At 64.8% G+C, this 10999-nt stretch carries 7 protein-coding genes; 2 read left to right on the top strand and 5 right to left on the bottom strand.

The genetic code is table 11. The features are described 5' to 3' along the window. Positions 1–11 precede the first annotated feature (11 nt). Entirely contained in the window at positions 12–179 is a 168-nt protein-coding gene (locus tag FJ694_RS38060) for a tetratricopeptide repeat protein (protein ID WP_375140270.1), read from the top strand. A gap of 694 nt (positions 180–873) precedes the next feature. Here FJ694_RS38060 and gnd read toward each other — a convergent pair. Continuing rightward, positions 874–1857 (bottom strand): phosphogluconate dehydrogenase (NAD(+)-dependent, decarboxylating), encoded by a 984-nt coding sequence (gene gnd, locus FJ694_RS30090; RefSeq protein WP_157271226.1) that lies wholly within the window; start codon positions 1855–1857, stop codon positions 874–876. Positions 1858–1966: 109 nt separating this feature from the next. Next, on the bottom strand, positions 1967–3022 hold the full coding sequence (locus FJ694_RS30085; protein ID WP_157271225.1) for an AraC family transcriptional regulator: 1056 nt from the start codon (positions 3020–3022) through the stop codon (positions 1967–1969). Positions 3023–3219: 197 nt separating this feature from the next. On the opposite strand from FJ694_RS30085, the gene icmF reads away from it, so the two are divergent. Next, positions 3220–6513, top strand: coding sequence for a fused isobutyryl-CoA mutase/GTPase IcmF (gene icmF, locus FJ694_RS30080; protein ID WP_157271224.1), 3294 nt, complete (start codon positions 3220–3222; stop codon positions 6511–6513). A gap of 61 nt (positions 6514–6574) precedes the next feature. Here icmF and FJ694_RS30075 read toward each other — a convergent pair whose 3' ends face one another. The 3 genes from FJ694_RS30075 to FJ694_RS30065 form a co-directional block, all read right to left on the bottom strand. Then, positions 6575–7174 carry a PEP-CTERM sorting domain-containing protein gene (locus FJ694_RS30075; protein WP_157271223.1) on the bottom strand — a complete coding sequence of 200 codons (600 nt, stop codon included), beginning with the start codon at positions 7172–7174 and terminating at the stop codon, positions 6575–6577. Positions 7175–7473: 299 nt separating this feature from the next. Continuing rightward, the gene (locus FJ694_RS30070; RefSeq protein ID WP_157271222.1) at positions 7474–7923 is read right to left on the bottom strand and encodes a hypothetical protein; all 450 of its coding nucleotides are present in this window, start codon (positions 7921–7923) and stop codon (positions 7474–7476) included. Between the two features lie 1963 nt (positions 7924–9886). Beyond that, positions 9887–10675 carry a TIR domain-containing protein gene (locus tag FJ694_RS30065; protein ID WP_157271221.1) on the bottom strand — a complete coding sequence of 263 codons (789 nt, stop codon included), beginning with the start codon at positions 10673–10675 and terminating at the stop codon, positions 9887–9889. Between the last annotated feature and the right edge of the window lie 324 nt (positions 10676–10999).

Raw genomic sequence — 10999 nt, 5'->3', positions numbered from 1 at the left:
TGCAGAAGAAGGTGGTCGCGCTGGACCCGAAGAACCCGCTGTGGAAGCTGACGCTGGCGCGCCTGTACCTCGACGCCGGCCAGCGCGCGCAGGCCCGCACCGAGCTCTCGGCCCTGGCCGCGCTGGGCAAGGAGTTCAGGCAGCAGGACGAGGTGCAGAAGCTGCTGAAGGAGCTGTGATCCGGGCGGCGCGGTGCAGGGCGCCGCGTTGACGGCGCAACGGAAAAAGCCCGGCTTGGCCGGGCTTTTTCATGGGTGTCGCACTCGTTTCGTACGTGAAGCCGGCGCTGGAATGTCAGCCGTCAGCCGTCAGCTATCTGCTGGTCGGTGGTGCCCACTACTTCGTCATCCCCGCGCAGGCGGGGATCCATGCGGCCCCCAAGTCGCCGATAGCTGGTCGGTTGGAATGCCGAGACCCAAGGCACGGCAGGCGTTTCGCATCAGCCGATGGCTGGCTTGGGGACCGCCTGGATTCCCGCCTTCGCGGGAATGACGAAGCAGGGTGCGGGCCGCCCGTGCCAACTGGCTGCCAGCTCTTGCCGGTTATCCCGGACAGCAGTGGGTCTGTACCTTATACGCATCGCATTTGGTCCTCGAACACCACCCCGTTCGCCCTGACCCTTCGATACCTCAGGACAGGGTGCGCCTGCGGCGCATCGAAGGGTGAAGCCGTCAGGCTGGTAGGGAGGCCAGAAGCTGTGGGCTCCATGAACCGTTCGGACTGATGCTTCGATACCTCAGCACAGGGTGCGCTACGCGCATCGAAGGCCGAATCTGACAGGCTCGGATGCCCGCACCACGGTGCGGGTCGTCCACCCTTCGATACCTCAGGGCGAACGGAAAGGGGTTGTCCGGCGGATAAGTCCGTTCCGTATTACTTCTTCACCTCCACATGCCCGCCGAACTTGTAGCGCAGCGCCGAGAGCATCTTCTCGGCGTAGGTGTGGTCCTGGCGCGAGCGGAAGCGGGTGTAGAGCGCGGCGGTGAGCACTTCCGCCGGCACGGCCTCCTCGATGGCGGTTTCCACCGTCCAGCGGCCTTCGCCCGAGTCCTGCACCACGCCGGAGAAGTTGGAGAGGCTTTCGTTCTCGGCCAGCGCGTCGGCGGCCAGGTCCAGCAGCCAGCTCGACACCACGCTGCCGCGCCGCCACAGCTCGGCGATGTCGGCCAGCGGCAGCTCGTAGCGGCGCGCGGCGGGCACCTGCGGTTTACTCGCGCTGCGCATGATGTCGAAGCCCTCGGCCATGGCCTGCATCATTCCGTACTCGATGCCGTTGTGGATCATCTTCACGAAGTGCCCCGCGCCGGCCGGGCCGCAGTGCAGCCAGCCGCGCTCGGCCGGCGTCGTTTCGCTCGCAACGGTGCGCGCCGGCGTGCGGCCGATGTCGCCCGCGCCCGGGGCCAGCGTCTCGAAGATCGGCGCCAGGCGCTGCACCACCGCGGCCTCGCCGCCGATCATCAGGCAGTAGCCGCGCTCCAGGCCCCACACGCCGCCGCTGGTGCCGACGTCCAGGTACTCCACGCCGCGCTCGCGCAGGCTCGCCGCGCGGCGCACGTCGTCGTGGAAGTGCGTGTTGCCGCCGTCGATGATCACGTCGCCCGGCTCAAGCCGCGCCGCCAGCGCGGCGATCGTGTCCTCGGTGATCTGCCCGTGCGGCAGCATCACCCACACCGCGCGCGGCGCCGGCAGCCGCGCCACCAGCGCCTCGATGTCCTGCGCGGGCACGGCGCCTTCACTGGCCAACTTCTCCACCGTGCCGGGGTCGGCATCGAACACCACGCACTCGTGCCCAGCGCGCATCAGTCGCCGCACGAGGTTGCCGCCCATGCGGCCCAGTCCCACCATCCCGAGTTGCATCACGTACTTCCTGTTTGCGCTCCCCCACCTGGATAGCGCTGTCCAAAAACGGGCGCGAGTGTACCGGGCGGTCGACGCGGCAGCGTGGCGGGGGTGTGAAATGTCCGGCTCAGCGCGCAGCCGCGGGCAGGGAGGCGCTGCCGGCCTGCGGCGCCGCGCGCGCCCGGTACTCGCCCGGCTGCATGTTCAGCCACTTGCGAAAGGCGCGGTGGAAGGCACTGGCGTCCTCGAAACCGAGCCGCGTGGCGATGGCCTCGACGCTCAGCCGGGTTTCGGTCAGCAGGTGGATGGCGGCGTCGCGGCGCAGCGCGTCCTTGAGGCCCTGCCAGCTCGCGCCCTCGGCGGCCAGGCGCCGGCGCAGCGTGTTGGCGCTGACGTGCAGCTCGGCCGCCACCGCCTCCAGCCGCGGCCACGGCGCGCCGGCCTCCACGCACGGCTTCAGGCGCCGGCGCACGCGCGCGGCCGTGCCGTCCTCGTTGCGGTACTTCAGGAACACCGAGCGCGGCGCCGCGGCCAGGAAGCTCTTCAGCCCGCGCTCGTCGGGCACCACCGGCGCGGCCAGCAGCGCGGCGTCGAAGGCCACCGCCGTGTCGGGCGCGCCGAAGGACAGCTGCGGCGAGTACATCAGCGCGTACTCGCGGGCGTGGTCCGGCGCCGGGAAGCCGAAGCGCGCCCAGCGCAGCGGCACGCGCCGCCCGGCCAGCCAGCACATCAGCCCGTGCACCAGCACCAGGAAGGTTTCGCAGGCGAAGCGCCGAGCGTCCGGATCGGCCTGCCGCAGCCGCACGCGCAGCACCGCCTCGTCGCCCAGCACCTGCAAGTCGCCCGACACGTCGTCGAGCAGGCATTGGAAACCGCGCAGCACGCGCCGCAGCGCCTGGCCCAGGTCGACCGCCGGCAGCAGCGAGCGGCACAGCAAGGCGAAACTGCCGGGCTTCATGCGGCGCGGGTCCAGGCCGAAGAACTCGTCGTCCATCTCCGCCGCGACCGCGAGCCACAGCGCGGCGAAGGCGTCGGCCGTGACGCGCGACTGCGCCGTGCGCAGCAGCTCGGCCGGGATGCCGGCGGCCGCCAGCGCGCGCGCGCAGCCCGGCGCCTCCAGCCGCGTCACGGCGGCCTGCACGAAGGCGATGGAGACGGTGTCCTTGCTGTCCTTTTCTTCCACGGGGCTGACGGCGGCGTTGGCGGGCTGGCCGCGGCCCGCTGCTGTGGCGGCGGGCCAGTACGGCCGGGGCAGGGTGCCGAGTCTAGTGCGCGGGACTGGCAAAAAACGCCAGCAAGGTTGAGGTCCGGCGCCATCGCGCGGCGGCGCGGCAGGGCCTATCGTCGCGGGATAAAGACATTCCCTACGGAGACGCCGCCATGACCGACCTGTCCGCCGAATTCAAGTCGCTTGCCGAGTACCGCCCGACGCACCGGCTGCGCTTCGTGACCGCCGCCGCGCTGTTCGACGGGCACGACGCGGCCATCAACATCATGCGGCGCATCCTCATGGGCATGGGCGCGGAGGTGATCCACCTCGGCCACAACCGCAGCGTGGACGAGATCGTCACCGCCGCGCTGCAGGAGGACGCGCACGGCATCGCGGTGAGCTCGTACCAGGGCGGGCACGTCGAGTTCTTCAAGTACATGGTGGAGCTGCTGCGCGCGCGCGGCGGCGAGCACATCCAGGTCTTCGGCGGCGGCGGCGGCGTGATCGTGCCGGCAGAGATCCGCGAGCTGCAGGACGCCGGCGTGGCGCGCATCTACAGCCCCGAGGACGGCCAGCGCATGGGCCTGCAGGGAATGATCGGCGAGATGCTGATGCGCTGCGACCGCGACCTGGCGCAGGCCGCGCCCGCGGACATTGGCGCCCTGCGCGGCCATGGCGACGCGGCCTGGCGCGCGCTGGCGCAGCTCATCACGGCGCTGGAAGCCGGCGCCGCCGACGCCGGCCTGGTGGCCGCGCTGCACGCGGGCGCGAAGGAGACGCGCGTGCCCGTGCTGGGCATCACCGGCACCGGCGGCGCGGGCAAGAGCAGCCTGACCGATGAGCTCATCCGCCGCCTGCGGCTGGACCAGGACGACGCGCTGCGCGTGGCCGTCGTCTCCATCGACCCGTCGCGGCGCAAGAGCGGCGGCGCCTTGTTGGGCGACCGCATCCGCATGAATGCGATCGGCCCGTGGCAGCAGGGGTCGCGCGTCTACATGCGCAGCCTGGCCACGCGTCAGGCCGGCAGCGAGGTCAGCGCCGCGCTGCCCGACGTGATCGCCGCTTGCAAGTGCGCCGGCTTCGACCTGGTAATCGTCGAGACCTCGGGCATCGGCCAGGGCGACGCCGCCATCGCGCCGCTGGTGGACGTGCCGCTGTACGTGATGACGCCCGAGTTCGGCGCCGCGAGCCAGCTGGAGAAGATCGACATGCTCGACTTCGCCGAGTTCGTGGCCATCAACAAGTTCGACCGCAAGGGCGCGCAGGACGCGCTGCGCGACGTGGCCAAGCAGGTGCAGCGCAACCGCGAGGCGTTCATGCAGCGGCCGGAAGAGATGCCCGTCTTCGGGACGATGGCCAGCCGCTTCAACGACGACGGCGTGACCGCGCTGTACCAGGCGCTGAGGGCCCGTCTCGGCGAGCTGGGGCTGCCGCTGCGCGAGGGGCGGCTGCCCCAGGTGGACACGCGCCACAGCACGCAGGGCGCGGCCATCGTGCCGGCCTCGCGCACGCGCTACCTGGCCGACATCGCCGAGAGCGTGCGTGGCTACAAGCGGCGCGCGCGCGAGCAGGCGCGGCTATCGCGCGAGCTGCAGCAGCTGCGCGAGAGCGCGCGCATGCTGCACGAGGACAACCCGGAGCGCGACGGCGCGCGCCAGACCGTGCTGCGCCTGGCCGAGGCGCGCGCGCAGCGCCAGGACCCGGCGGCGAAGAAGCTGCTCGACCAGTGGCCCGACCTGCAGCGCGCCTACGCCGGCGACGAGTACGTGGTGAAGATCCGCGACAAGGAAATCCGCACCGGCCTGACGCACACCACGCTGTCGGGCAACAAGGTGCGCAAGGTGTCGCTGCCCCAGTTCGAGGACCACGGCGAGCAGCTGAAATGGCTGCTGCTGGAGAACGTGCCGGGCAGCTTCCCGTACACCGCCGGGACGTTTGCCTTCAAGCGCGAGAACGAGGACCCGACGCGCATGTTCGCGGGCGAGGGCGACGCCTTCCGCACGAACCGGCGCTTCAAGCTGCTGTCCGAAGGCATGCCGGCCAAACGGCTCTCGACCGCCTTCGATTCCGTCACCCTCTACGGCGCCGACCCCGACCCGCGCCCCGACATTTACGGCAAGGTCGGCAACTCGGGCGTGAGCATCGCCACGCTCGACGATTTGAAGGTGCTCTACGACGGCTTCAATCTCTGCTCGCCGGAAACCTCGGTGTCGATGACCATCAACGGGCCGGCGCCGACGATTTTGGCCATGTTCATGAACACGGCCATCGACCAGCAGCTGGAGAAATTCCGCGCCGACAACGGGCGTGAGCCGACCGCCGACGAGGCCTCGAAGATCCGCGCCTGGGTGCTGGCCAACGTGCGCGGCACGGTGCAGGCCGACATATTGAAGGAGGACCAGGGCCAGAACACCTGCATCTTCTCCACCGAGTTCAGCCTGAAGGTGATGGGCGACATCGCCCAGTGGTTCGTGCAGCACGGGGTGCGCAATTTCTACTCGGTGTCGATTTCCGGCTACCACATTGCCGAGGCCGGCGCGAACCCGATCAGCCAGCTGGCCTTCACGCTTTCCAACGGATTTACCCTGGTGGAGGCGTATCTGGCGCGCGGCATGCACATCGACGATTTCGCGCCGAACCTGAGTTTCTTCTTCAGCAACGGCATGGATGCGGAATACACCGTGCTGGGCCGCGTGGCACGGCGCATCTGGGCGGTGGCGATGCGCGACCGCTACGGCGCCAACGACCGCTCGCAGAAACTGAAATACCACATCCAGACCAGCGGCCGCAGCCTGCACGCGCAGGAGATTGCCTTCAACGACATCCGCACCACGCTGCAGGCGCTGATCGCGATTTACGACAACTGCAACTCGCTGCACACCAATGCCTACGACGAGGCCATCACCACGCCGACCGAGGAAAGCGTGCGCCGCGCGATGGCCATTCAATTGATCATCAACCGTGAGTGGGGCCTGGCGAAATGCGAGAACCCGAACCAGGGCGCCTTCGTCATCGACGAGCTGACGGAACTGGTGGAGGAGGCGGTGCTGGCCGAATTCGAGCGCATCGCCGAGCGCGGCGGGGTTTTGGGCGCGATGGAGACGGGGTATCAGCGCAGCAAGATCCAGGAAGAGAGCATGCATTACGAGATGCTCAAGCACACCGGCGAGCATCCGATCATCGGCGTGAATACCTTCCGCAATCCGCACGGCGACCCGGTGCCGGACCATATCGAGCTGGCGCGTTCGACCGAGGAGGAAAAGCAATCGCAATTGCAGCGGCTGGCCGATTTCCACGCCCGCCATGCCGACGCGGCTCCTGCCATGCTGCAGCGGCTGCAGCAGGCCGTCATTGAAGGCGGCAACGTCTTCGACGTGCTGATGGACGCAGTGCGGGTCTGCTCGCTGGGGCAGATTACCGGGGCGCTGTTTGAAGTCGGGGGGCAGTACCGGCGCAGCATGTGAGGCACACGGCACGGGAGAAAGACGGGGGCCGCGGGTGCGGCCCCTTTTGCTTTTGGGCGGATCAGGCCGGACGGTGGTGCCGGCGCCGCGCGCGGCCGGCCAGGCCCAGGACGGGCAATACCAGCAGCGCCAGCGTCGAGGGTTCCGGCACGGCGGACACGTTCACCGGCGTGGCGACGATGTTGTCCAGGGCGTAATTCAGGCCCCATGGCGCATGGCTCACGATGCCGAAGAAAGCCGAGGTCACGTTGACCATATTGATGGCCACCGTGCCGAAATTCGGCGTCAGCTCGGTCCAGCTGGCCTGCGAGGGACCGACGAAGACCTTGAAGATGGGATTGTAGAAAAGGCCATCCAGGTTGAGCACGTCCACCGAGTGCAGGTTGAAGGCGCCGCCGTCCTGGCGCCGCAGCGTGAAGCCGGAGCCGAACCAGTCGAACGGCGTGCTGTCCACCAGCACGTGGTTACCGCCCACGTCGGCCACTTCCGGTTGCATGCTGCCGTCAAGCGGGTCGTGGGTGAGCACGAAACCGCTTTCGGCCAGCGACCCGAACAGGCCCACGGGCTGGCTCTGGAAAGTCAGCGTTGCCGCCTGGACCGGCACGGCCACGCCGGCCGCCACGAAGGCGGCCGCCGCCATCGCCTTGAAATTCATCTTCATGGATGCTCCCTGGTTGCCGCCGCGCGGCGAAGTTTCTTTTTCGAAGGATGAGCGTAGCGGTCGATCCGGAGAATGGAACCGACAGGGGGTGACGGTCGTGACGTATTCACGAAGGCGATTGCCCTAGCGCCCGGGGCTCGGCATTCGACTTCGGCCGCAATTCAGCCTGGTGGCTGAAGGGCATGGAAGCGGTATTGCAATATGGGAGCTATGGAAACGGCTGGCAATGACGGCTCGTTCATTGCTTGCGTCAGGGCGCGGCCGCGCGGTATGGAGCAGGACGAACGAGCCGCTTGGCCTTATGGCTTTGCCGTGCCTGACGGCAACGTGCGCGCATTGCCAATGTTGATGTCTCCAATCACGTAGGACGATACCTTGTCGCACTTCTGGTTGTTCTCGAATGCCGAGTTCTCGAACATGGTTTTCGACGGCTGACCCGGCTCAAAATAAATCGTCCGGCATTGGTGCAAGCTTGATTTGAGGCCGTTTTCGCACACCCGGTTGATGGACCAGCAAACATCCAGGGTGGCGGGCTGCTTGTTGTCGCCGGTCAGTGTGCATGAATACCCTTCGGCGACATTTTCACAGGTGGCTTTCACAGCCACGTTCTCGTTGCCGGACAGCGCGGAATAGCCCAGGACGCCCAGGATGCCGACGAAGAGCAGTGCGGTCGCCATTCCCTTGGCGCTGGGCCGGCGGGATACTGATTCTTTTGGATTTGGCGCTGGGTTCATGGATTTGTCGGTCATCGTGGTTTAAGAAGGCCTTATTGTAATCTTGTCGGGCTGCTCCAAAAAGCCGAATTCGTGCTGATGACCTTGGCTGCTTTCGGTCCATCTGCAATTCAATTTCCACAAACAACAGTTGTCGGGTGATTCGATGAACGCCTGATTGACAAACTCCAACAAGCTCTTGCGTGTGCCAAGACCTTGCCCGTGGTAGCTATCAAGGCAGTGGCGCACAAGCTTGCCAGGGCTTGCTTTCATGTGATGAAGAGTGGCTCCTCATTCGATGCGGGAAAGGCATTTGGATAGCAAGCAACTGATTCAATGGGACAACGGCGGCAGTATTGCCATGGGGTTGGAAGAACCATCAGACCTGATTGCACGCCGCCGTTGATCCCGCCCGATTACAGAGGTTTGCTGCGCCCGCACCGCGAGCCACTTGGGGTTGGATCACTTTTGGGTGAAGCCATGGACCTGTGCGGCTGAAATTTCAGCTGCTTGTTTGGACACGGTGAGGAACAGAAGGTTTTCTGGGGCTGCGAATGCAGCCAGGGGCCTGGCAGCGCGAGTTGCCAAGGTCTTGATCCTGATGGGTGACTGGTGCGCCGCGGGCGTAACCATGAACTGAGAACCAAGTGTGTGGCGAACTTGCTGGACGGAAATGTTGGTAAAGACGCGCGGGGTAGTGCGGGGACGCGCTCACCCCTATTGACGGAGACGGCTAATGGGTGACCCCGGCCATTGTGACCCCGGCCACTCAGCGTACCACTGGCCGGGGCCTGGTGGCCTGCCGTTGGCGCTCCGCTCGAGCGAGGCGTTAGGCCCCACGCTCACTGCTTGGCAAGGACAACGCGGAGTATTCCTTGTGTATATGCGGGCCTTAGGGGAAACCATTCATTGTGGCCCTGTAGCCGAAACTGATAGCAAACCCTCTCTGGGGTTCTGTGGGATTCTCGGCATTCAGCCCATGCACCACAGGATCTGTCTCCCTCCAGGCGAAACTCAACATTTCGAATTACGTAGCCATGCGGTGTGGGCTCGGAGCAAAGCTCATACCATTCGCTGTATGCGCTACCCAACCCGCTTGGGCGAGGGCCAGATGACTGAATCCAGGCAATTTCCGATTGACCGCCAAGCTGAGGGGCTACAAGTGGAGGCGGTAGTGCGCTTGCTGCCGTGTTTGCCGACGATGCTGAACTTGCTGGCAACGCTGGGCGGAGAGCTGCAACAATTGATAGCGGTGTCAAGTAAATTGAATGAGCGGCTGAAGAGATTGGTAGGTCTACCTGCTTTTCGCGACTGTCGTAGCCAGCTTTTTCCACATGTATTGTTACCTTCTGATCTCCGTACTTGGCATGGAATGGAATCAAAGACACCCCATTCGGATCGGTTTCGCTTGGGCCGATTTTTCTATCAGGCAGAGTGAGGCGAACTAGCGCCTGAGCAATAGGAGGGTTGCTGGCTGCTGTGCTGTATACCTTCACCGCATACTCTATCGGTGGCTTCGTGGAGAAGAACCACTTCCAGAGCTCGGGCCCAAACCCGGCGATCAGCGCCGCTCCTAATGCGCCGGCAATCGCCGTCGGGACAGCGACTAGCTTCTTGCTCTCGCTTGAGGTCACCAATTTGCGTCTCCCTGGAGTTGGACTGCTTTGTGAGGGGCCTAACATGTGAGTTCAGTGGCCGGAAGAAGCGCAGCTTTTTTCGGTCCGCTGGAAAGCAGGGTTGGGAGTAGCCCTGAAACTATTTGGACCGCTTGGTCCAAGCATGCCGAAGAGGACACGTAGCCTTGTACCGATTTTCGTAGCGCTGCCCGCAAGAAGTGCCAGCCGGGTAGCCGGCCATAAGCGATATGTCACGCAGCCTCCAGAGCTCCAGGGGTCAGGTCTTGCCTTTTGCCTGTCGAAAATTGATTTGCAGCGTTGCAGTCAGCTTGCGATCAGGCGGTGTAAAGACGGCATGCGGCGTATGCGACACCTAACGTTAATTAGGCCTCGGCCGGCGACAGGACGCCTGCTGCTTCCAAGTCGCGCCGGATTTCAAGAAGCCTCTCTGAAACGTTGTGCTTGAAGCGCTTTTGAACTATTCCGCCAAAGTCCGAGAAGAGTTCAGTGCCTTCCTTCAACAAGAGCATTGCGCCACCGCGCCCCAGGCTGCCGCAGAACCAGCCCAGTTCGTAGATGACGTTTGGTCGGGCCTGGAGGTAGACGCCCGATCCCGAGCGCACCTCGTCGTCCGGTGTAAACACGGCAATCGCATAGGTACATGTCTGGGCGTACTTCTCAAATTTCTCGATGACTGTCTTGCAGCCCGCATCGGGCTGTTCCAGCAAGACGATGGGTTTCAAGCGGAACTCGGACTTAACTATGTCCTTTAGTTCTCGCCACTTGGCTTCATCTCGCCCGTGAATAATGAACACGTTCTCACGGTGCTGTAGCGCGTCTTGACTCTCTTTCTTGGTCAGAAGATCAGGGGAACGGCGCAGACGCGTAATAGAAGCTTTGACAACAGCCAAGACGTTTTCCACACCCTTATACGATGGTGCTCCATACATCCCAAAGCCGTTCGAGTACTCCACTGATAGTTGCTTGGAGTAGACGTTGGGGCCAAGCGCGTCGTTGTATAGGTCAACGAGCTCCCGGGCGTACTGGCGGTATAGAGAATCATCTCCTTCGCCGATGTAGATTCCATTAGAAGTTCGCCTGAACCTACACAGGATTCGCGTGAGTTCGGACTCGTACCGTTCAAGTTCGGCTAAAACAATGTCGGGCGTCAACCGTGGGTCCTCCAAAGCCTAACGTTAATCAGACCTCCAATGCCCTGTGCCCTGATGCGGCCTAAGCAGTTCTTCGCTGACATCATCCGCGCGCCGCGACCGCCGAATACCAGTTGCCGCAGGCTTCATGACGACTCATGCCAGGAAAGTTCTGGCTGCGTGAAATAGTTCACGAACGCCGCCGTCATCGTGCCGCCGCACGGAGATTGGTTGGCCTCGCTCGGGACAAGGCAGTTCGTCGCCTCGGCACGTACCCAGGCCGGGGCGCCATGTCAGTTCCCGCCGTCACGCGTGATGCCGATATCGCCCTTTCCACGCGTTACC

It is taken from the genome of Azohydromonas aeria (assembly GCF_009760915.1).
GTDB lineage: Bacteria > Pseudomonadota > Gammaproteobacteria > Burkholderiales > Burkholderiaceae_C > Azohydromonas > Azohydromonas aeria.
Note: the sequence above shows the minus strand (reverse complement) of the source record. Positions and strands in the feature narration are given on the sequence as shown.